The organism is Proteiniborus sp. MB09-C3 (assembly GCF_030263895.1).
Lineage (GTDB): Bacteria > Bacillota > Clostridia > Tissierellales > Proteiniboraceae > Proteiniborus.
Genome location: NZ_CP127161.1, coordinates 918,794 through 942,801, shown reverse-complemented (window position 1 = coordinate 942,801; position 24,008 = coordinate 918,794). Strand labels below are relative to the sequence as shown.

14 protein-coding genes, 1 riboswitch and 1 other annotated feature are annotated in these 24,008 nt (G+C 34.4%); of the genes, 4 read left to right on the top strand and 10 right to left on the bottom strand.

The features are described 5' to 3' along the window. Window positions 1-117 precede the first annotated feature (117 nt). Window positions 118-4,425: a S8 family serine peptidase gene (locus tag QO263_RS04545; protein ID WP_285626907.1), complete on the bottom strand. Its 4,308-nt coding sequence runs from the start codon at window positions 4,423-4,425 to the stop codon at window positions 118-120. Between the two features lie 92 nt (window positions 4,426-4,517). Further along, window positions 4,518-7,235, bottom strand: coding sequence for an S-layer homology domain-containing protein (locus QO263_RS04540; protein WP_285626905.1), 2,718 nt, complete (start codon window positions 7,233-7,235; stop codon window positions 4,518-4,520). A 1,002-nt stretch (window positions 7,236-8,237) separates the two neighbouring features. Here QO263_RS04540 and QO263_RS04535 point away from each other — a divergent pair. After that, complete coding sequence (locus QO263_RS04535; protein ID WP_285626903.1) at window positions 8,238-9,803, top strand: FAD-dependent oxidoreductase; 1,566 nt, start codon at window positions 8,238-8,240, stop codon at window positions 9,801-9,803. Between the two features lie 170 nt (window positions 9,804-9,973). On the opposite strand, the gene QO263_RS04530 is transcribed toward QO263_RS04535, so the two are convergent. Together QO263_RS04530 and QO263_RS04525 are read right to left on the bottom strand one after the other, a co-directional pair. Next, window positions 9,974-11,617: a methionine synthase gene (locus QO263_RS04530; protein ID WP_285626901.1), complete on the bottom strand. Its 1,644-nt coding sequence runs from the start codon at window positions 11,615-11,617 to the stop codon at window positions 9,974-9,976. Beyond that, the gene (locus QO263_RS04525) at window positions 11,617-12,735 is read right to left on the bottom strand and encodes an NAD/NADP octopine/nopaline dehydrogenase family protein (protein ID WP_285626898.1); all 1,119 of its coding nucleotides are present in this window, start codon (window positions 12,733-12,735) and stop codon (window positions 11,617-11,619) included. The genes QO263_RS04530 and QO263_RS04525 overlap by 1 nt, the downstream gene beginning before the upstream one ends. Window positions 12,736-12,838: 103 nt before the next feature. Continuing rightward, window positions 12,839-12,965, bottom strand: a riboswitch (cyclic di-AMP (ydaO/yuaA leader). A gap of 363 nt (window positions 12,966-13,328) precedes the next feature. Between QO263_RS04525 and QO263_RS04520 the strand changes: the two genes are divergently transcribed. After that, complete coding sequence (locus QO263_RS04520; protein ID WP_285626895.1) at window positions 13,329-14,891, top strand: sigma 54-interacting transcriptional regulator; 1,563 nt, start codon at window positions 13,329-13,331, stop codon at window positions 14,889-14,891. Window positions 14,892-15,098: 207 nt separating this feature from the next. After that, the gene (gene megL, locus QO263_RS04515) at window positions 15,099-16,301 is read left to right on the top strand and encodes a methionine gamma-lyase (RefSeq protein WP_285626893.1); all 1,203 of its coding nucleotides are present in this window, start codon (window positions 15,099-15,101) and stop codon (window positions 16,299-16,301) included. Window positions 16,302-16,359: 58 nt separating this feature from the next. On the opposite strand, the gene QO263_RS04510 is transcribed toward megL, so the two are convergent. The 6 genes from QO263_RS04510 to QO263_RS04485 all read right to left on the bottom strand — a co-directional run bounded on the left by QO263_RS04510 (window position 16,360) and on the right by QO263_RS04485 (window position 22,641). After that, window positions 16,360-17,412 carry an NADH:flavin oxidoreductase gene (locus QO263_RS04510; protein WP_285626891.1) on the bottom strand — a complete coding sequence of 351 codons (1,053 nt, stop codon included), beginning with the start codon at window positions 17,410-17,412 and terminating at the stop codon, window positions 16,360-16,362. A 74-nt stretch (window positions 17,413-17,486) separates the two neighbouring features. Then, complete coding sequence (locus QO263_RS04505) at window positions 17,487-18,257, bottom strand: ABC transporter ATP-binding protein (protein ID WP_285626889.1); 771 nt, start codon at window positions 18,255-18,257, stop codon at window positions 17,487-17,489. Next, window positions 18,223-19,122: an ABC transporter permease gene (locus QO263_RS04500; RefSeq protein WP_285626886.1), complete on the bottom strand. Its 900-nt coding sequence runs from the start codon at window positions 19,120-19,122 to the stop codon at window positions 18,223-18,225. Before QO263_RS04500 ends, QO263_RS04505 begins: the two co-directional genes overlap by 35 nt. A gap of 42 nt (window positions 19,123-19,164) precedes the next feature. Continuing rightward, window positions 19,165-20,136 (bottom strand): ABC transporter substrate-binding protein, encoded by a 972-nt coding sequence (locus tag QO263_RS04495; protein ID WP_285626884.1) that lies wholly within the window; start codon window positions 20,134-20,136, stop codon window positions 19,165-19,167. Window positions 20,137-20,217: 81 nt separating this feature from the next. Next, window positions 20,218-20,454 (bottom strand) — a binding site (T-box leader). A gap of 106 nt (window positions 20,455-20,560) precedes the next feature. Further along, window positions 20,561-21,505, bottom strand: coding sequence for a magnesium transporter CorA family protein (locus QO263_RS04490; protein WP_285626881.1), 945 nt, complete (start codon window positions 21,503-21,505; stop codon window positions 20,561-20,563). A 23-nt stretch (window positions 21,506-21,528) separates the two neighbouring features. After that, entirely contained in the window at window positions 21,529-22,641 is a 1,113-nt protein-coding gene (locus QO263_RS04485; RefSeq protein ID WP_285626878.1) for an ATP-NAD kinase family protein, read from the bottom strand. A 382-nt stretch (window positions 22,642-23,023) separates the two neighbouring features. Between QO263_RS04485 and QO263_RS04480 the strand changes: the two genes are divergently transcribed. Next, a complete protein-coding gene (locus tag QO263_RS04480; RefSeq protein ID WP_285626875.1) occupies window positions 23,024-24,004 on the top strand; it encodes an ABC transporter substrate-binding protein in 981 nt (326 codons plus the stop codon). Window positions 24,005-24,008 lie beyond the last annotated feature (4 nt).

The window sequence follows — 24,008 nt, the reverse complement described above, 5'->3', positions numbered from 1 at the left end:
TTATATTTATTTTTTTATCATTTTATTACAACATTATATATATTGACGAAATCCAAACTAATAAAGAGCAAAGTTATCCCTAATTTCTTAGGGATAGCTTTGCCTGTTTAGACTATTCTATTTTTCAAAGATTGTTATATTACCATTCATGTCAAAGTAAATTAGTCGTTTAGGTAATAGCTCAATAGTTATCCTTTCACCATCACCATCAACTAATGTATCCTCACTAAGCTTAACGTAGATTTGTTTACCTAAATCCAACCATTCAATAAGCTTCATTTGTGCCTCTGAATCATTGTCTAGGTAATCCATATCAAAAGCCTCACCATCTATTATTACTGTACTTTCTGGTAAATTTTCAATTTCTCCTATTACTGTTATCCTTCCCCCTGCCATTTCATACAATTTAGTACCATCTTCGCATACGTATATTACTTCAATTTGTAAATTTCTAGCTACTAATCCTTCTGGCACTGTCCAAGTCCCTGTATATAACCCATTATCATCATTCATTGGAATCCCAAGCTTATTACTTGACATTTCAAATGGGAGCATTATTTTAAAGTAGCCTTCTCCTCCTGCTGGAGCATTAAAGCTTACCTCTAATGTTTCTCCTGATCTAAATTCTGCATCTTCATCTGGAAGAACGTTTGTAATAGCTGGTTCCTCTGGCTCTTCATCTAATTCTAGGATTATATTAATTTCTTTAACTGTTTCATGTCCGATTGAATCACGTAGAGTAAACACAAATGGATTTTCTCCTTCTTCAAGCTCTACTGTTAGATTTATTACCTTTTCGGATGGATTAGGTATTGCTAATGGTTCTTCGTGAATATATACTTGACTATCTCCCTTATACAAGTATAGATTGCCAAGATTGTCATACATTGAAATATCTAGTTCTGCTGTTTTAGATATCTTGTTGATTTCATTTAAAACCACCTCAAGCTCTGGTGCTGTAGTATCTACATAGAATCTTCTCACTAGGCTACTGGAAGCCCCTGTCTTAGATATGGCCTCGACTTTAACTTCTTGATATCCATCTGCTAAAGTTAAAGATTTTGTAAACTTATAAGCTGGACCTGTATAGATAATAGTAGATGGATCATCAGGATGCCTTAATTCTACGTTCTCTATAAACTGAATATCAGCTTCTTCTATTTCATTTATCACAACCTTATCTAATGCAGCAAAGTTTGTGACATATCCTTCGAATAATACCTCAGAAGTATCATATTCCCCAAATAAACTTGGTGAGTAAATGTATATATGCGCGTCTGCATTATCCTTGACATATGTTACCATAGCGACATCCATATTGAGTAATTCGTCAATGGATATAACTGCAATTTCATATGAGCCTAATTCATTAATATATTGGCTTATATTAAACTCATAAGATGCCTTATTAGGTTCTCCTACAGCTTCCTCTTCTAATATTTCTCCATTAATCATGAACATAAAACCTAATATACCTATTCCTTTGTCTGATGAATTCCAAGTCAGCATTCCGGTTTCTGGATTATATGCTAAATTATCAATAGATGGTCCAACAGTATCTACTTTAATAGGAATTTTCTTTGACTGCACATCAGAGCCATCATAATGAACCCTTGCTGCAATCTCATAAAAATACTCCCCATCAGGTACAACTTGACCATTTACCTCTCCATCCCATTCTGCATTGGTTATCATTCTAACAGGTTGATTTTGTCCTCCATTAACATAAGTCTTTCTAACATATTCTTGCATTAATATGGTTCTTAAAAGATTCCCTTCCTTGTCTAGTATATTGTAATCAACTGTTTCTGAATTTCTCATAAAAGATAGGTAAGGCATGATATTACCAGTACCATTTATAAATCCAGCTTCTGTTCCTGGATTCATGTATATTGTAGGAGTAGTATAGTAGTACCCATTCCCCTCAGCATCCCAGCAAAGCATACCTGACATATTGAAGTAAGAATAGCCCTCTGGATCGATAAACCTCATGCCGTCAAGTATAGATGGTTCTCCCCAATCACCATAGAACCCAACATATGGAACTGATAAAGTTGGATAGTTATCTTCTGGATCTGTTAAGGTAACAAATCCTTCAACAAACATATTCCAATAAATTGATTCATCTGTGCCAATATCTATTGTCACATCAAATTCAACTTCTTCATTTGCTGGAATAGTTATTGTCTCTGGTGCGTCTATGTCAGCATCATAGATATAATCTGAAGCTAATAAGTTAAGTCCTAGCGGATGAATATAATCCCTTAAAACTGCTATATCTACATCGTATTCTGCATCTGAATCTGTCTCATTTATGACTTTAAATGTCATGGTGAATTCGGTATTTTCAAAATCCTTTAATTCTACCTTAGCTTCATTAGTTGTAGCATCTACTACTCTAACTGGAGTATTTATTGCACCGTAAAGATTCATTAGACCTGCACCCTGTCTTCTTGGTGAATATTCAATTCCATCTTCATCAAGAATAACGTTTGCAGTATTCATTAAAAGAACTTTAGCAAGTCTTGTTTGCTCTGATAAGCTTAAGCTACTATACACTTCATGTTCTTTAATATACTCCATAATAAGAGCTGCTCCACCCGATATATGAGGTGCTGCCATGGAGGTTCCACTCATGGTCCCATATTTATTATCATTTAATGTTGAATAAATATATCCTCCTGGAGCAGTTATTTCAGGCTTTAGTTCTAATGATGGAGTGGTTCCCCATGATGTAGTATCTGACATTAAATATCCACTTGGATTAGGTATGCTAATTAGCTCGTCGGTGAAAGTAACTTCTTTGTTCTCTAACTCTAATAAAGCTACTCCATCTGTATAGCCAATAAATACGGCTGGTATAGTTTGCACATCTGGTGTAGCCATATTGATCAATTCTTCTCCACCAGCTTGATGATTACGTACTATAATAGCTGCTGCTCCTGCATTTTGAGCATTCGCTATCTTGTCAACAAAGTTTGGAGTGTTTCCTCCACGTACTACTAAAGCAACTTTTCCTTCTACTTCTGTTAAAAATTCTGGACTTCCATCTCCACAATCTACAAATTCTTGAGAACCAGATAAAACTGTTGCTGGATTTATTTCACCTGCTATTGCCATTGCCATTGCAACGCCATGTTCTTCTCCATCTTTTACGTAAATTAATGAATTTTCTTTTTTATGAGTATTTTCAATTGAAGCTACTTGTATAGTATCTTTATTAAGCCCTGGTGCACCTACAACGCCAATATCAGGGTTCTCCTGCCACGGATATCCATAGTTAGTAGCTGACCAACCGTAAGTCATAGAGCCAGAGTTTCCTGCTGAAACTGAACATACTATACCATTATTTGTGGCATTAGTTAATGCAATATTCTCTGCTGAATCAGGAATATAAAAGCTTGCAGTTGAGCCTAAGCTCATGTTAAGTACATCTGCTCCAAGTCTTATAGCTTCGTCAATTGCTACTAGATAAATATCACTAAATGTAGTAGCATATATTGGGTCGTTTGAAAACACCTTCATTGCAAGTAATTGAGCCTCTGGAGCAACCCCTCTAATTCCGCCGTCTTCAGTATTTCCATTTGCTCCTGCAGTACCAGCTACGTGCATACCATGCATGGAAGCTTCTGGTCCTAAATCACGAATCTCATTGTTTAAATCATAATAGTTATATCCATAAGGAACTTTCTCAGTATAATATCTTCCTAACAAGTCTTTATCCTCAACTGTTTCTTCTGTAAGTCTTGGATTAGTTTCTTCACTAAGTACCATGTCCCTATGATTAGGGTCAATACCTGTGTCTATAATAGCTATTACTCTTCCTTCTCCTTCATATCCGGTGTTCCAAGTTGGAATAGAACCTATCATATCATTAGATGTATCCATATTAGGTTCAATCTCAGGTCTTTCATATTCGCTGGCAATATACACCTTTTTAACCAAAGGCAATTTTTCAATCACTTTAATATCTTCATATTTTACTTTACCGCTAAATCCATTAAATGCAGTTTTAAAGCTATTTAAAAACTCCATATCTATTTTTCTTGATAAAATATCATTTTTTACATTTTTCTGCTCTAGTTCAATTTTTCTCTCAATATCATTAATCGTACTTCTTGACATTTCCCTATAGCTCATGTTTCGTTCTGAGGCCTGCACTATTGAGGGGCTAGTTTTCAATTCAACAATAACTCTAACCTCATCATTTTTATCGAAGAATCTTTCCAAATTATCCTCTAGCTTAATTCTGCCCTCTTCTAGTTTCGGTTGGAACTTTTCCATCGCCTTCTCTAGTAAAACCTTTTCTGCAATTCTCTGATTACCTTGATTATCTTGATTGTCTGCAAAAACAAATCCTGGAAAAATCAAGGTAAGTACTAATAATATTGATAGAAACCTGCTAATTTTGTTGATTTTTTTCAAATTGCTTCCTCCTCTTTATTTATTTACCATCAACTTGTAAGCCCTACCCCAAAGGTAAACCTTTGGGGTAGGCTAAGTTGTGATTTAGGTCATTATTGACGTCCTAATACAACACTTTCAAATGTGCATATATATTCTCCTGCTACATCATATATGCTTATTTCCACTGTATTGTATTGTGCTATATTATAGAAAATATTTCCTGATTTTTGACCAATGTCAGCTATAGCAGTTTTTTCTAAATTTTCTCTACCAGTATCTTTATCATCAGCAAGATGATAAACTACTGTAAATTTAGCTGCACTTTCTATATTTGTAACTTGTATCGATACTGTTCCAAAAGTGGGTATAAAGCTTGGATGGTATGTAGCCATTATTGTAGCTTCCTCTGGAGCAATATTCTTTTCTAATAGAGCATCCATTGCATTTAAAAGTCTTTCTAATACTTCGCTTAACTGTTCTTCAGTAGATGCAGGATTGCTATAAGCTACCTTTGCGTTTTTCAGTGCTTTCCAAAGATCAACCCACGTTTCTGGTCGATAGGTATTTTTATTTAGTTGTTCGGCTTCAGCTATTGCCTCTGCTAGAGCCTCTTCCACTGATTGCTCCACTCTTACTAATGCTGCTATAGCATTTACTAATGCTGCTAATGCTTCATTTACTTCTATTTGGGTTGCTTCTTCGCTATCTCTAATATTTATAGCTGCTTCTAAAGCAATTTGTAGATTTGACCATGATTCCTCTGTATAGTCTTCTTCATTTAAACTTTCCGCTTCTGCTATCTTTGCTATTAATTCGCTCTTATCTACTACTGGCTCTTCCTTCTCTTCCAAGGCTTCTATTGCTTTTGCCAAAGCTGCCAATGTTTCTTCTACTTCTGCTTGAGTTGCTTCTTCGTTATCTCTAACATTTATAGCTGTTCCTAAAGCAATTTGTAGATTTGACCATGATTCCTCTGTATAGTCTTCTTCATCTAAGCCTTCTGCTTCTGCTATCTTTGCTGCTAATTCGCTCTTATCTACTACTGGCTCTTCCTCTAATATTACAGTTATCTTTCCTTCTGCAATTTCACATAACCTGCCACCATCTGTAGTAATGTATATTACCTCAACTTGTAAACCAGTAGCTTCTAACTTTTCTGGTACTGTCCATATTGCAGTATATAGTCCTGGTGATTCTTCATACATAGGGGTTCCGATTTTATTATCCAACTTTGTGTATAATGGAATCATTATTCTGTAATAACCATCTCCACCTGTTGGTGCGTTAAAGCTTATTTCTAATGTATCTCCAGCTTTAAGAGTTATATCTTCAGTTGGCTGAATATTTGTAATGGCTGGCTCTTCCTTCTCTTCCAAGCCTTCTATTGCTTCTATCAAAGCTGCTAATGCTTCTTCTACTTCTGCTTGAGTTGCTTCTTCATCTTCATTAACTGCTACCGCTTCTGCTAATACACTTTCTAAAGCTAACCATGATTCCTCTGTGTAGTTTTCTTCATTTAATCCTCTTGCTTCTGCTATCTTCGCTGCTAGCTCTGTTTTATCTACCACTGGTTCTGGATCAACTTCTTCTAAGCTTTCTATAGCTTCTATCAAGGCTGCCAATGCTTCATCTACTTCTGCTTGAGTTGCTTGGTCATTATCCCTAACTTCTTTAGCATTTTCTAGTGCTATTTTAAAATCCTCCCATGTTTCCGGTGTGTAATACACTGCTTCATATACTGCTGCTGCCTGTATTGACGATGTCAATTTTGTTTTATCTACTTTTCCTGGCTCTTCAATTCTCACTAATTTTTCTTGTGCTGCCTTAATTTTTGCTGTCGCAGCATCCACTCTTGCTTGCGTATCTTTTTCAGTTACTTTATTATCTTCCACAACTTTTTGGTAAATAGCCCAGCTCTCTTCAGTATAATCAGCTTTCTTTACTGCTGCTAGCACTGCTTTATATCTGGACAAATCAGCCTTTTTAGGTGGTTCATAGTCACCACTACCTCCACCTCCACCTGATGCTTTAGCCTGTTCTTTTACTAAATCCTTTTGTGCAGCCTTAATTGCTGATGTAGCAGCATCTACTTCGTCCTGAGTATTATCCTCAGTTACTTTATTTGCTTCAACTATTTTTTGATATGTATTCCAGCTCTTTGCTGTATAATCAGATTTTTTTACAGCTGCTAGTGCTGCTTTATAAGCTGTTAAATCAACTTTTTTAGGCAATCCCTCAGCTATTAAGATGTTATAAAGCATTTTTACCACTTCTGCCCTAGTAATATTATTCTGTGGTCCAAAGCTTCCATCAGGAAATCCCGATATATATTCCTTTTCCTTTAAAGCACCAATAAAACCTATTGCACTCGGGGATATAAGTGCATGATCTTTAAAAAAAGAAGCTGACTGTGGATTTTCTTTTAATTTAAATGAAAAACCAATAATTCTTGCTACCTCTTCTCTGGTAATAAAATCTTTTGGGTTTAGAAATTCTCCATTTAGTAGATATCCTGCCTTGATACCTTTTGCTACCTCTTTATAAAACCATTCTGTTGATACAACATCTTTAAATCCTACATCAGCAATATCTTCATAGCCTAATAGCTGATTTATTATTTTGTAGAATTCAACCTTGCTAATGTTGTTATTCGGTCTGAAAGTTCCATCAGGATAGCCACTCAACACACCCTTGTCCAGCATGTAATTAATTTCCTCTCTCCCCCAATGACTATCAATGTCTGAAATCTGTGCAAAAACATTTAGAGTCATAGAAAATAACATAAAAAGAACAATGATTAATGATAAAATCTTGTTTTTTTGCCTCATAAGTACCCTCCTTGTATAATATTATTTATTGTTAGCTGCGGAGCATTTCCGCATAAATACTGCACAAAATATATTAAATAACTTACTTAGCTATATCCTAGATATATTTAACTGTATGTAACTAAAATAAATAGCAATAACTTTGGAATATTAGTATGCTTTATAGCTAAGGGAAGTTATTTCCAAATAGCTATAATTTATGCCTATATTTCAAAATTTTTGCATAAAAATCGTTTTATTTTTAATCTTCTATTTTGGATATTTTCTGAAATGTGCACATCTTGCGGCTTTTTATAATTTTGTTGCTCGAACTCGTAAACCTGAAGTTTACGTTAATTCGATAGAGTAAGATAATCTATTTTTTCTTATAGTAATAAAAAATATTTGTATACTCAGATTTGTAGAATTAATTAATGTTTCTTTTATAGCACTAACTTTAATTAACTTTAGGTTGAAGTATGACTTGAAAAATATGCTCAGATATTTCTTAAATCTTATGATATACTCCCAGTTTTTAGAAATATGTAAAATACTGCTTTGTCCCAAAAGCAATTTCCTTCAATTTTTTTTGAAAAAGATATTTTTTTTCTTTTTTTTAAGACAAGTCCCAAAAAAAGACATCAAAAACGTCTAAATTAATGCTACATATATACAGACTAGAAAATTTTACTTGACAAAAACATTAGAGCAATATTTTAAAAAATAATTTTCTCGACACATTTACCTTCATCCCTAAATAGCGACAGTAACGATAAATGACACAGATGTTAAATTTTAAAAGGTTAATGTCAAAATCTAAGTACCTTTTCTCGACTTATTTTGTAGTGTCGACAAAAAAATTGTAATACTCTCAAAGTTCCTCTTAAATTAAAAATAAAAAACTAGGTATCTCTAGTCCTTTTTTGTTTTTATTTATATTTTCTAATTATTTTTATCTGAATATTTTATACTTAATAGACAGAAAATAGACTCACAGAAAAATATCTACTATGGAGGATTATTATGAATATAGACAAGCGAAAAATATTTAAAAATCTCCCACAATCTTATTGGATAGCCTCTGCCTCTAATACAAATTATCCTATCCTCAACGAAGACATCAGCGTGGATGTAGCAATAGTAGGCGGAGGATTAGTGGGGATTTCATGTGCTTATCTTTTGAAAAAAGAGGGCTTGAGAGTAGTTGTTCTTGAAGCTGGACACATTGCCAATGGCACCACTGGACATACTACAGCAAAAATCACTTCACAACACGAACTTATTTATAGCAAGCTAAAAAATCAAATGGGTGAAGAATTAGCACGACAATATGCGGAGGCTAATGAAACTGCCATACAAGAGATAAGAAAAATAGCAGAGGCTAATAATATTCAATGTGATTATATTGTTCAGCCAGCATTCGTATATACACAACAAGATGAATACATTCAAGAGATTAACGACGAAGTGAAGGCTGCTTCGAGCTTAGGTATAAAGGCTTCTTATATAGAAGAAATACCTTTACCTATATCTATTAAAGCAGCGGTTCGTTTTGATAATCAAGCTCAATTCCATCCGCTAAAATATCTGCTTGACTTAGCAAAAACTATTCCTGATAATGATTGTCATATTTTCGAACAGACTAGAGCAATAGACATTGAAGAAGGAGACAATTACGTTATTACAACTGCCCAAGGGAAAAAAATAACTGCTAAAAAAGTTATTATTGCATCTCACTATCCTTTCTATAATAAACATGGGATGTACTTCACGAGAATATATCCAGAAAGGTCCTATGTTGTCGCTATTAGGGCAAAGGAAAAATATCCAGGCGGAATGTATATAAATGCAGAAGAACCAGCACGTTCACTACGACACCAGTCTTATGAAGATGGTGAACTTATATTAGTTGGTGGGAATCACCACAAAACAGGACAGGGTGTAGATACGATAAAGCACTATGAAACTCTTATAGACTTTGCTAATGATACCTTCACTGTGGAAAATATACTATATCGATGGTCAACTCAAGACTGTATGACTCTGGATGGAATACCCTATGTAGGACATTATACCTCTAACACCCCCAACCTGTATATAGCTACTGGCTTTGGAAAATGGGGCATGACAAATAGTATGGTCTCTGCAATGCTTCTTAGGGATTTAATAATAAAAGGTAAGAGTCCATGGCAGGACGTTTATAATCCATCACGTAAAACCATTCTTGCCTCGGCTAAAAACTTCATAGTAGAAAATTTCAATGTTGCACAGCAGCTTATAGATGGTAAGCTTGCTCCTGCATCAGAAGATGTAAACGTAAATCTAGGTGAAGGAGAAATTTTAAAAATTGATGGTAAGCGAGTTGGAGTATATAGAGATGAAGAAGATAAGCTCCATATTGTAAATACAACTTGTACTCATATGGGCTGTGAATTAAGCTGGAATTCTGCCGAAAGGTCTTGGGACTGTCCTTGCCACGGCTCAAGATTTTCATATGAAGGAGAAATAATAGAGGGCCCTGCAAGTCAACATCTGAGTATGACCAATGATGTAAATACTTTTGAGAAATTATTTAAGGATGATTATTAAACGGGGTCGTTGATTGTATAAAAAGTGCTATTTTGTCATTCTGAAAGTAGTGAAGAATCTCATGTTTAAATAATAATAAACATTAGCTAAGCAGTAGTTGAACAAATGTTAAACCACTGTTTAGCTATCTTTTAACAACGAGATTCTTCGCTATAGCTCAGAATGACGAATTATTCACTTACATAACTATTTTCCAAGATATCCCCTACTCTTTCTTTTTCAGGTATTATCCTTGCATTCTTTTCGTCATAGGCATATAGGGCACCGCTTATCATTCTAGTCTTTAATTCTCCCTTAGCTACTCTATTACCCTTTAGTTGAGGTGCATCCAATATTCCTAATCTTACTGCTTTAACTAATATATCTGGGTCTGTCAGAGGATCTTCTATTTCTGAACCAAGGGATTCTATGCTATCTATGATAACTTTAGCTTCCTCTATTAGCTCTGTTTTTCTCCTTTGAACATTTGCATCCTTAGTCAAATCTATGGAGCCTAAGAATTCGTTTTTTATTATCCCTCTGACTATCTTACAGGATTCTATAACATCCTCTGCCTCTGCCGCATGATGTGCTTCACAGAAGCCAACAACATGATAAATATGAGGCTTTATAGCCATAGCTAAATAAGCAGATGCAGCTAATTGCCCCTTAGCTTGATTTAGGTCTGCTGGAAAGCTTGCTAGGCCTGCTCTGGCTTGACGATAAACATTGAAGTTCTCATCTACTAAGCTTTCTATTAATTCTATTTTTGCCAACATTTTTCCTAAATCATTTTCTGCTGAAATATAAGCTGGTACATTGAACATAAATTGCGCAATGTAGTCCTTTACTCCCATTTTTTTAGCATTATATGCAGCTAAATATGCTACAGCTACTCCTATTGCATCGTGGGCATCCCTTAAGCTCCAATGATGAGGGTCATTTACTTCTACTGGAATGTTTCTTTCCCCGTGCCAAGCCATTACTTTTTGGTTTTCTATTATGGCCTCTTTTAGTGTTCTAGGTCCTCTCTTATCTAGTTCCGAATACCAAAAAAGCGGAACTGCACACCAAGCATTGTTTATAGTATCTTTTAAAACCTCTGCAAATCTAATTATATTCTTAGTTCCGCTATATGATCTTAATAGAGGATAATTTCCTCTTTGAGCTCCATTATATAAAGCTTGTAGGTCCTCTCTAGTTCTAACAGGCACTCCACCAGCTCCGTTTAAATTCTCGTCCATATTTTCTTGATCGAAGAAAAACTCTTGAGCATTTTGGTCTGGCGCTATGGATATTATGTCTAATACTTTGGCATTGGCAATCTTTTCTATTGCCTCTATAGTATTCTCCATAGATGTAAGCCCTAGATGATGTCTTATTACTGGATAAGGATATTTTGATTTTATCCTGTCTATAAGATTCCTTGGATAAGATTCTTCTTCTAAGCTTTCCTGTCCTTTAAGGTAAGCGATTACTTCATCAATATCTTCATTTCCATAAAAAATCTTATCAAATATGTTATGTCTTTCCGCTACTAAGGCTGTTGGCTCTGTACCGCCAAATAACCAAACTATATTCTTTAAGTTCTCATTTATATGGATATTTTCTTTTAATTCTTCTAATATTTTATTCAGTGGTTCTGGTGACAGTCTATACGAAAGCCCTACAATATCAGGCTTTTTATCTTCAATGATTTTGGTTAGCTCACTAACATCTATTCCTATGCCTACGGATTCCGTTTTATAATTTTCCTTTTCTGCTAGACCAAGAAAATTCATGGTACCTGCCACATGGACACAATTTCCAAGTGTCAATCCTATAATTTTTTTCATTAAACCACCTCTTCCAACCTTCTCTTGACTATTGTTCCTCTCCTTGCCAGCATATGCATTTCTGCAATTGTCAATCCTTCTAATCCCAATCTATCTGCTGTTCTACCTTCTTCTCTAAAGTCTCTGTTTGTCATTAATTGAGCTACATTAATTATTGAAGATATAGCCGGAGTTTTCATTCCTAAGCTGCAGGCCATCGATTCCATAGGTACTAAGCTATATGGAACATCCTCGTAAATATATCTAATATGTAGTCCCTGTGGTGCTTGTAATCCTTTATATGCTGGATTATTCTGAACAGCTTCAAAGATAGTTTCACCTTTTGTGCCATAGGTCTCCTTTAACCATTCAGTGGCTGATACTGTCTCTACCTGAAGCATTCTCCCTAGTTCCATTCTTTCTCTGTCTATTTTCTCCAGAAAATTTCCTATTGATGGTGTAATTCCTTCGGTATAATATTCAAAGGGTGCTCCCCTTTCGATATGCCCGCTGTTCAGAAGTGTAGGTGCTGGATGAAATATTGCACCGTAGTTGTTGATGCTAGTTTCTAGAACATCTTTTGCTGATATAAACTGAGGATATGCCTCGTTGATAAGCTCTAATACATAATTTGTTTTTATGGCTGGTATTGCAGCTAGAGTTACTTCCTTTTTAGATTTAAAAATATGCGCATGATTAAATGCCGTTGATCTAGAGGCATAAATGAAGGTTTGAGCTTCTGCCACTATTATATTATTCTTCTTTCTTTCTCTTAATAGGGTTTCATATACCTCTAAAGCCCCTCCAGTTCGACCTGGATTTAGTATTATTATTTGACCATCCTTTAAATAAGGAGCCATTTCTTTAGCAATATAATAATGTCCAATGGCAGGAACAGTTACCATTATTATGTCAACATCTTTAATAGCCTCTTCCATATTGCTTGTTACTTTGTTCAGCACTCCGTGCCCATTTTCCTCACCTGTAAGGTAGATAATCCTATCTTTCATCAGAGGAAGAATCTTTTCTAATGTCCTATTGTACAGGTTTACCTTGTATCCGATCTTAGCAAGGTATCCTGCCATAGCAATTCCACCGTTGCCAGCACCAATAATACAATAAGTGAGCTCTTTTTTCAATAAAATCATCCTCTCCAAATAATATTTACTACTACATTACGTAAACTAAAATTTGGGGGTCAAAAAAACCATGGGGCTCCATGGGTTTCAAATCAGTATAATATACTGCCCCCTTCTACGCTTACGAGGTTAGCTGTCGGGTTAGGGCTAAAGGGTAGCCCCTCCTAAATCGGATTCACCCCTAAAAATTGGTTCCCCCGCTTCTCTAGAGAATTCAGCGATACTATATTTAGTTTATACAATCCGTTTTACAATTATACCATAAGTTTCCTAAGATTGCAAGTACAAAAATTTATATCTTTCTTTGACAGTCTCCTTAGTTGTAAAAGTAAATTAGACTCCTTTTTACATTGCAGTCTAATTTAGTCTTACAAAAAAACTTTTTTATAGCAGACCTCTTGAAACTATGCCCAAATTCAACTTCACAAAGTCTGATTTAGTTTTTCAATTGATCATTAAATTTTTTTGAAAAAATATATGTTTTTTATCAAGAAGGGTTTTTCTTAGATTTATTTAAAGGATTTTTCATAGAAAAATTGAATATGGTTTATGATGCCTTCTTTATTGAAAATCTGTTGGAGCTGGTGATAAATATGAATGAATTTATTCGATTTAAAATAATTACAGAAGATAGAATTGGTATGACACTAGCCATATTATCTGAAATCTATTCAGCTAATATAAATCTTAATTCCTTAGAAGTATCACCAAAAAAAGTCTGCGTAAAAATAGGAAAAATAGATAGCAAAAAAAAGAATTTACTAATAAATAAATTGTTAAAAATAAATGGCGTTATTTCCATAGATGAAATAGAGCTACTTTCATATGAAACAAATGAAAGAAAGCTTTATGCTATCATCAATTCCGTAGATGATGGAATAATTTCTATAAATAAAGATTTTAAAATTGAGATTTTTAATAATTATTGCGAAAATATTTTCAATTGCAAAAAAGAAGATGTTTTAGGGACAGATATAAGGAATCTAATAAATAACAACTCATCTATCTCCAATTTAATGCGAAAAGAAAATGTACATAATAACTTTCATTTTAATATAGAAAATACTAATAATAAACAATATATAACTACTGAGAGCCTTATTAAAGATGATAACGATAGAACCCTTGGGGCTGTAATATCTATAAAGGATGTCAAAAAAACTATACAGATAGCTAATATCATCTCTGCAAATAACGAAGGGATATTTAAAGATATTGTTGGAAATAGTCCTTCAATTGAAAAGGTCAAAGAAGTCTCCAAGCTAGTAGCTAAAAGTGACTCTACTATTTTATTGCGTGGAGAAAGCGGCACTGGAAAAGAGTTATTTGCAAAAGCCATTCAGAGACTAAGCAGTCGCAAAAATAAAAGCTTCGTAACATTAAATTGTGCAGCTTTGCCTGATAGTTTAATTGAAAGCGAGTTATTCGGGTATGAAAAAGGAAGCTTTACTGGTGCTATAGAAGGTGGAAAGGATGGACTTTTTAAGGAAGCTGATGGTGGCACACTGTTTTTAGATGAAATTGGCGAGCTTTCTGGAGCCATGCAAGCAAAGCTTTTGAGAGCCCTACAAGAAAAAAGCATTAGAAAAATAGGCAGCACAAAGGAAGAAGAAATTGACGTTAGAATCATAGCCGCTACTAATAAAAATCTAGAAGAAATGATTGATAATAACACATTTAGAGAAGATCTATATTATAGATTAAATGTCATACCTATACATATTCCACCTCTTAGAGATAGGCTTGATGATATTCCATTGCTTGTGTCCTTTTTCATAAATAAATTAAATAAAAAATTAGACAAGAAGGTAGAAGGAGCAGAAATAGAATTTATTAATAGGCTTATGAAGCATAATTGGCATGGCAATGTTAGAGAGCTGCAAAATGTTATAGAAAGAGCAATGAACCTCTGTGAAAATAAATTGTTGAAAACAGATAATTTAATCATAACTCCACATAAAAATATATCAGAGCCTCAGCCATGTATGGACTTTAGCGATAAACTATCATTAAGGGAAGTAATTGAGGACTGCGAAAAGAAAACAATTATAAATGCTTTAAGAAAAAACAAAAGTATTAGGTCTGCTGCTAAGATTTTAGGTGTTTCTCATACTACTATTATAAATAAGATAAAAAGATATAATATAAAGTGGTAAGTAAAGTTTCCTAATGGAAACTAATATTGCCACTTTGTTTCGTTTATGGTCTGAAAACTTTCCACTAGTTTTTTTACATTACTTTTTCATCATATGAAATGGCTATTTAAAGATATTATGTACCTTTTTCCCTATTGTCATGATTTTGGTATATTTGTTGCTTGTAATATAAGTAGCAAATAAAATCTTGATTCGAGGAGGACATATATGGATAGGGAAAAATTAGAGACTATGGGGTTTGGAACAAAGGCTATACACGGGGGGCATAAAAAAGATGCAGCAACTGGTGCATTAGTTACTCCTATTTATCAGACTTCAACCTTTGTATTTGACTCTGCAGAACAGGGCGGCAGAAGATTTGCTTTAGAAGAAGACGGATATATATACACTAGATTAGGTAATCCAACAAACTCTCAAGTTGAAGAAAAAGTTGCAATATTAGAGGGTGCAGAAGCCTGTGTATCTACTGCTTCGGGTATGGGAGCAGTATCTTCAGTTTTGTGGACAGCTTTAAAGGCTGGTGACCATATTGTTGCTGCTGAAACTCTTTATGGCTGTACCTTTGCCTATATAAATCATGGATTAACTAGATTTGGAGTTGATGTTACCTTCGTAGATACTACTGACCCTGAAAACGTTAGAAATGCTATGAGAGACAACACTAGAGTAGTATATTTAGAAACTCCTGCTAATCCAACTTTAATAATTTCTGATATCAAGGCTATATCTCATATCGCCCATCAAAATGAAAATTGTTTAGTAGTAGTAGATAATACCTTTGCTACACCTTATATTCAAAGGCCTATAGAGCTTGGTGCAGATGTAGTCGTGCATTCAGCTACAAAGTATCTAAACGGTCATGGAGACGTTATTGCTGGATTTGTGGCAGGAAAGCAAGAGTTTATAAATGAAGTACGTCTTGTAGGTATAAAAGATATGACTGGTTCTTGTTTAAGTCCATTTGATGCTTTTCTAATTATGAGAGGTATGAAAACCCTAGAAATAAGAATGGAAAAGCACTGCCAAAATGCTATGGAGATTGCTAATTTCTTAGACTCTCATGCCGCAGTTGAAAAAGTATATTATCCTGGACTAGAGAGCTTTGAGCAATATAATCTAGCTAAAGCGCAGATGAAGTTGCCTGGAGCTATTATTGCCTTTGAGTTAAAAGGTGGAATTGAAGAAGGTAAAAAAGTCATTAATAATACACATCTTTGCAAAACTGCTGTAAGCTTAGGAGATACAGAAACATTAATTCAGCATCCTGCTTCAATGACTCATTCACCATATTCCCCTGAGGAAAGGGCTGCTGCTGGAATAAGTGAGGGCTTAGTTAGATTATCTGTAGGACTTGAAACATGCAGTGACATAATAGAAGACTTAAATAATGCTTTAAATTTAATACTGTAAGCTTGAATATGAAAGAGAACTGCTCAATTTCAAAGGAGCAGTTCTCTTTTATTAAATATTACAAATGTCTTGGGCAATTATCTCCATTTGTGAACCATTTACATGGCTTACATCTTAAGCATGTAATTATAGGTTCATTTTCTTTTATATGATTTACAAAATCATGGTCTGCAAGCTGGGCTCTGCCTATAGCAACAAATTCAACTAAATTGTTGTCAATTAAATAATTGGCAGCCTCTGCTGTTTTAATTGAATTTACTGCAATTACTGGAATACTCACATACTCTTTTATTTTTGCTGCTCCATATACAATCCAATTACAAGGAAAATCTTCTGGTATCTCTTGGTCTATTGGAGTATTGTCAAAGCCAGTAGAAATATGAAGATAGTCCATCCCCATAGCTTCAAATTTCTTAGCCATATCAATACTAGTTTCTAGGTCATTTTCATTGCTGCCCATTCTAATTCCAACAATAAAATCATCACTAACCTTCTGTTTGATTCCTTCTAGTATCTCCTGTGTAAATCTCAATCTATTATCAAGACTTCCACCATATTCATCTGTCCGCTTATTTACTTTAGTTGAAAAGAACTGTGTCATAAGATAGGAATGAGCACCATGAAGTTCAACACCATCAAAGCCAGCCTTTTCTGCTCTAATGGCAGCATTGATGAAGTCTTCCTCTAATGCATGTATTTCTTCCTTTGTCATGGCTCTAGCAGATATTTTTCCATTATCATAATCTGAGGAAGTTATAGTGTCTTCATTAATAAGCTTAGAAGTTCTAAGTCCCGCATGATGAAGCTGTATAGTAACCTTGGCACCATGCTCATGACAAACTTGTGCCAGTCTCCTTAATCCATCGATATAATCATCAGACCAAATTCCAAGCTGGTCCGTAGATAATCTTCCACTTTTATTTACACATGCTGCTTCCACAATAATTAGGCCAGAACCACCCTTTGCCATTGCCTCATAATGTTTAATATTCTTTTCAGATACAAAGCCATTCTCTGAGGCGAATGTAAAGCATACCATAGGTGGTAATACAATTCTATTCTTCACTTCCAAATTCTTAATTTTTTGAGATGTAAAAAGTGAACTCATCATTTCCCAACCTTTCATTTGATTTTAATATAAATATATTATAATACCGTACTTTTTTCAATCCATATCTTTATTTTCTAAGACGCTTTTCCTTCTAGATCAAGCTTTGTTCTATATATTTCAATTAGTTCTTTTTCCGTTACATCCTTACTTGACTTGTCCAACACTACTTCTCCCTTATCAAGCATTATTATCCTATCTGAATACTCTATTGCGTCTCTCATATTGTGAGAAATCATTATAGTTGTTATTGAGTACTTTTCTATAAGCTCCTTAGTTTTTCTCATTATTACATTAGAAGTCTTCGGATCTAACGCTGCCGTATGTTCATCTAAGAGCAATAAATCAGGATGCTTCATAGCGGCCATTACCAGAGAAAGAGATTGTCTTTGACCACCGGATAAAAATTTTACTTTTGTATTTAATTTATTCTCTAAGCCTAGATCTAAAGTTTTTAGCAGCTTCACATATCTCTCTATCTCACTTTTTCTTATAAGCCTTCTCAGGGTAAACTTCTCTCCTTTTCTGTCTGCTAAGGACATATTCTCTAATATAGTAAGAGAAGGAGATACCCCCATGGATGGATTCTGGTAAACTCTTCCTATATAAGAGGCTCTTTTTTCTTCCCTTGTCTTAGATATATCTTTGCCTTTTAGTATTATCTGACCTTTGTCTGTTGATATGCTACCACTTATCATATTAAGAAGGGTACTTTTGCCACAGCCATTAGAACCAATTATTACTGTACATTTGTTTTCTTCAATTTCTAAATTCAAGCTATTGAATATATTAATCTCATTATCCGTTCCTGTATTAAAGCTCTTTGATAAGTTTACTATTCTCAACATGGTTCCTTCCTCCTTCTTTTTTTCTTCTCCCTAAATAATCAGCTGCAAGGTTGTTATATGCTATAAAGACTATTACTATTAATGCACTTATGGCTTTCAAATCAGTAGGCTCTAATCCTAATTCTATTGCAATTCCACCAATGATCTTATACACCAGTGCACCTAATATAGCTCTAGTCGTATTTTTAATTTTACTTGAATTTTTTCCTATAGTATCGCCTATTATAATTGAAGCAAGTGCGACTACTATAATAGAGTTGCCCATTGTTATCTCTGCAAATCCTTGCATTTGTGCCATTAAGGCTCCGCTTAGTCCTACAAATCCATTTGCTATCATAAGCCCTATGAGCTTGTATTTATTGCTATTGGCTCCAAGAGATCTCACAAGGGTTTCATTATCTCCTGTTGCTATTAATAAATAACCTGTTTCTGTTTTTAGAAATAAATCTAATATTATCTTTATTAGCAATACTATCACCATCAAGACTACCAAAACTGGTCCTATATCAAATATTGATTCATAGCTGAAAAGCGGAATATTTGCCTTTCCGTATATTCTAAGATTAGTCGAATATAATATAGTCATAGTTAATATCCCAGCTAATAGTGGTTTTATTCTTAACTTAATATAAAAAATTCCTGTTACTAATCCAGCCAAAGCACCAAAGCCAAAAGATAATAAAGTGCTTACTATGGGATTCACTCCCATGGCAATGAATTTAGCAAATACAAAAGCTCCCATGGGGAAAGTCCCTTCTACAGAGAGATCTGCTATATCGAGCACCTTATATGTTAGAAACACACCCATAGCTAATACTGCAAAAATAAATCCTTGTTCTAAGGATGTCATAATTAATGAAATCATAATCAACTCCCCAATCTCTTTAAACTAATTTATTATAAATACTTATTTTCCAATCTTTACAGCATCCTTGAATAGAGGCAGATCCTCGTCTAGTCCCAGTGCTTCTAAAGTTTTTTGATTTACTGTTACTATAGTTTTTTCAGCTACACCAACAGGAATTGTGGAAATATCCTTTTTATCAACTAGTATTTCTTTAGCCATTACAGCAGTTTGTTTACCTAGTTCATAGTAGTTAAGACCATTGGTTACGAGTATACCGCCTCTTACTTGAGTTTCCTCTGCTGATACAGATATCATATTGTTTTCTATTAATGCTTTTGACACTAATTCTACTGATGAGGCAATCATGTTGTCGCTTATTATATATAATGCGTCTATTTTTCTCATTATAGAATCTACAGCCTGAGGAAGCTCATTTATGTTGCTCACTCCAACTGTTACTACCTCCAGTCCTTCTCCAGGTGCAAGATTCTTCACTTCTTCTATTTGAATTTCTGAATTAGATTCACTTGTGTTATATAAAATTCCTATTTTCTTTATACTAGGATCTATGGCTTTAAACATTTTTAATTGGGAAGCTGTTGGAGCCATGTCCGATGTTCCAGTTATATTGCCTCCTACATTTTTCCAATCATTAACTATGCCTGCTTTTACTGGATCTGTTACTGCACTAAACAATACAGGAATTTCCGGTGATACTTGTTTTGCACTTTGTGCCGCTGACGTAGATATAGCAAATATTAAATCTACTTTATCCCTCACAAACTTTTGTGCTATGGTTGTTGTATTTGCTATGTCTCCTTGAGCATTTTTCAAATCAATATCTGCGTTTATACCTAATTCCTTCAATCCATCTTCAAAGCCTCTTCTAGCATCATCTAATGCAGGATGTTCTGTTAACTGGCTAATTCCTATTCTATATGCAGTTTCGCTTCCGTCGCTTCCACATCCTGCTAATACTAGCACTCCAATCACTACTAATACCATCAACTTATTACTCATACTTTTTTTCATTTGCTTTTCCTCCTAAATATTTTTGTGTTTTTGGGAATAAAAAAATCTTTCGCTCCTACAAATATAGCCAAAAGCTATATTTATAGGGACGAAAGATTATATTTCCGTGGTACCACCCTAATTATGACAATGTCATCACTCATCAGACCTAACAGTCCTATCCCCTGTAACGATGGGCCTTCGGATTCGCCTACTTGAACAATCGTTTAACGAATCTGCTTAGGAGTGAATATTATATATCTTCTTATTGCTGGCTCTCACCCTCTCCAACTCTCTGTAAACAAGTTTTGATATTTTTCTCTCCGTCATAGCATTTACTATTATCTATATATGATATTAGTTTCATTTTAAAATGTCAACTGTTTTTTGAGCTTTTCTAAAAATTGAGGTCATACTGTAGTTCTCAAAACAGAGTGGATTCTATTTAAAGCCACTTCTTCTTTTTCATGAATATATATAATCCAATACTGACAATAGTCATTATTCCCATAGCTATAGGATAGCCGTATTGCCACTGCAATTCAGGCATATAAATGAAATTCATTCCATATATGCCTGTTATTACAGTTAATGGGGCAAAAAATGTTGCGATGATCGTTAATCTTTCACTTATTTTATTTCTTTCTGTAGATAATGTGCTGTCATACATATATTGCAGATGATTAACCATCTCAGCTAAATCCATAGCAAAATCATATAATTTATTTAAGCGTATATCAATACTCTTAAAATATCTGAGATAGCTTTTTGTAATAAATCCATTTTCATTGACCATTATCTGATCCCCTATATATAAAAGAGGTCGAAGATTTCTTTTCATAGTATTCACGATTAAACGAAAGGAGTTTATCCTTTCTAGCATTTTTCGATTTGCCTCCTGTATTATGGAATCTTCTAAATCCTGTACTTTTTTTTCCGCTTCCTCAAGAGTTATGAATAAATCAGATAATAGTTTGTCAAAGATTAGGTAATATACCTTATTAAGTCTTCCATCAGCTTTTGGTGATTTTTCAATCTTTTGAAATATATACTCTTTTAGATCTTCCTTGAGGATACCTTTTGGATCTAATACCAATACAATATAGTTTTCTCCTATATATAAATTAATCTCCTCAAATTTTAGCCTCGTTTCTTGTAAATAAAAGTAATTCAAATTTATATAGTCATAGTCATCATAGCTTTCCATCCGAACAAAATCATCAAGATGAATACATTCATCAATAGTTTCTTGAGCAAGGTTGAACATAGCTTGGATATCTAATACTTCCCTGCCATAGCATATAACTAAATATTTTTGATTTTCATTAAACCAATTTTGTGTAAAATCCTGTTTCTCTATCTTGTCATTTGTAAGGTTGTATATTTCCATGATAATATCTCCTCATTCACTGCTTATAGCCCCTCTACCCTCTCTACTGTCTCCATGTAATGAGAGATCAATACCTTCCTATATCCGTTAAACATTTTATTTACTTCTTCATTTCCTGTGTCTACTAAAAGCGGCCTTCCTTTTAATGACATAAGCTTGTTTTTAGTTGCAATAATACGAATATTATCTTTTCCTACTGTTTTAATGACTTCGGCACTGATTTGTTGATTCCCTCTTCCAAATATATAACCTTGACCACCTATGACAGTAACTATTATTTTAGCTCGATTGCCTCCTATTATATCTAGAATTTCTTTTTCGTTTACATCAGATGCTATTAATTCTTTATTCCTTACAATATCTATTCCTAAAAGAGTATTAGGCAGTCCTAACCTCTCCATAATAGGTCTGGTAGACGTTCCAGAGCCTATTATGTAAAATACATCAGGCTCCATTTCTTCAACTATTTTTTCGGCAATTCCCTCTAAGGCATCCTCCTCTGAGCCTATGCCGCTGGACTTACTTGTTTGAATAAGCTCTGGCTCTAAAGGAATTCTCATATATCCGTATAGCCTTGCTGTTACTACACCCTCTCTAAATGCCTCTTCATCTATATCCATTACCTCTGCCTCTTTTGTTTTTATATCTTCATTTTGGAGATATTTTAAGGTTATCTCTCCTGCTGCTCTAGGATGACTTGCATATACGGCTGAATGGATTTTAACTCCTGCTGGTATTCCAATTACGGGTATCTGTGTTCCTATGGCATTGTATATATTACGTGCTGTACCATCTCCGCCAGCAAAAAGTATGATATCCACTCCCTTATCCAACATTTGCTTTGCAGCTTCCTCTGTATCTTCTGGTCCAAAGCTGTTCTTCCCTTCACCTAAAATCACTGGCTCGAATCCTAATTGAGCTGCTTCTTCTTCTCCCATGCTTCCAGGATAAGTGAAAATTTGAAGTTTATCTTTAACAGAAAGCAAGCGTTCTAAGGCTTTTTTTGCTTTATCTGGAGATTCAGGCACTGCTCCTAGTCTACGAGCTTTTTCTAGGACTTCTAAGCCGTCAGTACCCTTAAGCCCTACTCTACCTCCCATACCTGCAATAGGATTGACTATAAACCCTAGTTTCATAAAATACACCTCTTAATTTTTGTATTTTTTATTAATATTCTTACCCTAAATATATTATATTAATATAGGTTTTGCAATTTCTTGCTGTCAACGGAGCAAAAAAGCTGCAATAATCGTCAGAATATATGGATTCTACTATGGTTTTTTGGACAGATCCAAATACAGTCTGAATATCTAGGTTTTCCCTCTCATTTTCAGCAAATCAAAATAGAAAATTCAGCAAAAATATAAAAAAATATAATCTGCTGTACCCATTGGAAAATAGGTTTTCATAGCATTTAATCAATCAGCTTTTATGAATGGCTAATTTGACACGTTTCCAAGCTAATGTTAACATAATTACAAAGAATGAACCACGATTTTAAGAAGGAAGGTATAAAATTTGAAGAGGATTATGTGTCTAATTATATTAACGATGCTGACAATTGTTACTGCTGTTGGTTGCTCAAATAACTCAAATGAGATTACTTTTGCAGACTCAGGATGGGATAGTATAAAGTTCCATAATGCAGTTGCTGGTTTGATAGTAGAAAAAGCCTATGGATACAGATGGAGAGAAGTTCCTGGTTCGTCTACTGTAATGCATGAAGGCATGATAAAAGGAGAAATTGATGTCCACATGGAAATTTGGACAGATAATTTAGCTACTTATGAATCAGATATTAAAGAAGGCAAGCTTAAAGAGCTTGGAGTTAATTATGATGATAATTCCCAAGGAATTTATGTGCCAAGATACGTTATCGAGGGAGATAAAAGTAGAGGAATAGAAGCTTTAGCTCCTGAATTAAAATACGTGTGGGATTTGAAAAAATATCCTGATGTATTTCCTGATGAAGAATCTAAGGACAAGGGAAGAATTTATGGTGCAATTCCTGGTTGGGAAGTAGACGATATTATGTACAATAAATATCTATACTATGGTTTGGATGAAAGCTTTATATATTTCAGACCTGGCTCAGATGCTTCTCTTGCAGCAGCAATAACTTCTGCATATGATAAAGGTGAACCAATAGCAGCATATTATTGGGAACCTACTTGGCTAATGGGTAAGTATGATTTTGTGCTATTAGAAGATGAACCATTTGATAGATCAACTTATAAAGACGGAAAAACTAATTTGCCATCTGTTAGAGTAACTGTAGCTGTAAGCAATAATTTCGCAGAGTCTAACCCAGAAATAGTTGAATTCTTAACTAAATATAAGACATCAAGTGCATTGACATCGGAAGCCCTAGCCTATATGCAGGATACGGGTGCTAACTATAATGAAACTGCTGAATGGTTCTTAAAAAAACATGATAACTTACTAGACGAATGGTTAAGCTCTGATGATGCACAGATTCTTAGAGAGTATTTAAAATAGGAGG

What these genes read in the sequence shown, in the direction of transcription:
- QO263_RS04540 (WP_285626905.1), bottom strand. Translation starts at nt 7,235, where the DNA reads ATGAGGCAAAAAAACAAGATTTTATCATTAATCATTGTTCTTTTTATG.
- QO263_RS04535 (WP_285626903.1), top strand. Translation starts at nt 8,238, where the DNA reads ATGAATATAGACAAGCGAAAAATATTTAAAAATCTCCCACAATCTTAT.
- QO263_RS04530 (WP_285626901.1), bottom strand. Translation starts at nt 11,617, where the DNA reads ATGAAAAAAATTATAGGATTGACACTTGGAAATTGTGTCCATGTGGCA.
- QO263_RS04520 (WP_285626895.1), top strand. Translation starts at nt 13,329, where the DNA reads ATGAATGAATTTATTCGATTTAAAATAATTACAGAAGATAGAATTGGT.
- megL (WP_285626893.1), top strand. Translation starts at nt 15,099, where the DNA reads ATGGATAGGGAAAAATTAGAGACTATGGGGTTTGGAACAAAGGCTATA.
- QO263_RS04510 (WP_285626891.1), bottom strand. Translation starts at nt 17,412, where the DNA reads ATGATGAGTTCACTTTTTACATCTCAAAAAATTAAGAATTTGGAAGTG.
- QO263_RS04505 (WP_285626889.1), bottom strand. Translation starts at nt 18,257, where the DNA reads ATGTTGAGAATAGTAAACTTATCAAAGAGCTTTAATACAGGAACGGAT.
- QO263_RS04500 (WP_285626886.1), bottom strand. Translation starts at nt 19,122, where the DNA reads ATGATTTCATTAATTATGACATCCTTAGAACAAGGATTTATTTTTGCA.
- QO263_RS04495 (WP_285626884.1), bottom strand. Translation starts at nt 20,136, where the DNA reads ATGAAAAAAAGTATGAGTAATAAGTTGATGGTATTAGTAGTGATTGGA.
- QO263_RS04490 (WP_285626881.1), bottom strand. Translation starts at nt 21,505, where the DNA reads ATGGAAATATACAACCTTACAAATGACAAGATAGAGAAACAGGATTTT.
- QO263_RS04485 (WP_285626878.1), bottom strand. Translation starts at nt 22,641, where the DNA reads ATGAAACTAGGGTTTATAGTCAATCCTATTGCAGGTATGGGAGGTAGA.